Consider the following 889-nt stretch of genomic DNA (forward strand, 5'->3'; position numbering starts at 1 on the left):
TTAAATCTAGTGAAGCTACATCCCGCTAAAACAAGCCAGAATCAGAAATTCAATAGGGCTTGTTGGAGTGATGATTTCAGGGAAGAGATTATTTTTGGCGCTGGTCAAAAAGTGTAATCAGCCCCTGTAAAGATCCTGATACTACAGATAAGCAGGCAGCTGTAGCATTGAATAAAGCATTGGTAGGGGGAAAGAAAGTACAATATTTACATATTGAAACACCGATTACTAAAACAGCATCGGGTTCCGTAGTCGGTGAAGTTAACATATCTGAATTTGATATAGATCTCACTACAATAGCAGGTACATAATGAATATAAAGCGTAAAGTAAAAATAGATTTAGCCAAACTAGACAAACGGTTAGCATCTCCTAGAGAAATGGTTGAAATGGTAATAACTATTCGTCGCGATAACCTTATTGCTCTTCCTAATCTATACTTGGAATTATCTCGCTGGCTTACTTGGGAAGTTCAAACCCCAGAGATAGAAAATGAATCTGCTAGTGGGCTACGTTATGCGTCAAAAATGTACGCCGCGTTCTTAAAGCTTGCGCAGTACCCAGAGCAAGACCTTACCTTTAAAATATATGATTTACCCGAAGTAACGTGGAATGGAAAGGGGATGTTAGAGGCTGGACGCGCAGCCCCATCGAAATGGATTGAAGCCTATTTTTTAGCTGTGATTACTCGCGATACTGAAAGTATGGATAGCTTGGCAAATATCCCTGTAGAAACTATGAAAAAAAGTGCTACGCAAGCTGATCCTGTTTTATACCGTGTGGTTGAAGTATTTCAAGCTTACCATAGTCGTCTCCCTGATTTTCCCATGTTGTTAAATAATACAATGGAAGAGTTACTTGCAGACGGAGATGACTGGTCAATATACATA

At 39.4% G+C, this 889-nt stretch carries 1 protein-coding gene and 1 pseudogene; both read left to right on the top strand.

Annotation, left to right across the window (positions count from 1 at the left end):
- Positions 1-117 (top strand): annotated as a pseudogene (locus AC19MV_RS22965) (ISAs1-like element ISSpu13 family transposase); the annotation flags it as partial.
- A gap of 193 nt (positions 118-310) precedes the next feature.
- On the top strand, positions 311-889 hold a 579-nt coding region (locus AC19MV_RS22970), incomplete at its 3' end, for an immunity 49 family protein (protein WP_498310038.1).

It is taken from the genome of Shewanella sp. MF05913 (genome assembly GCF_059758095.1).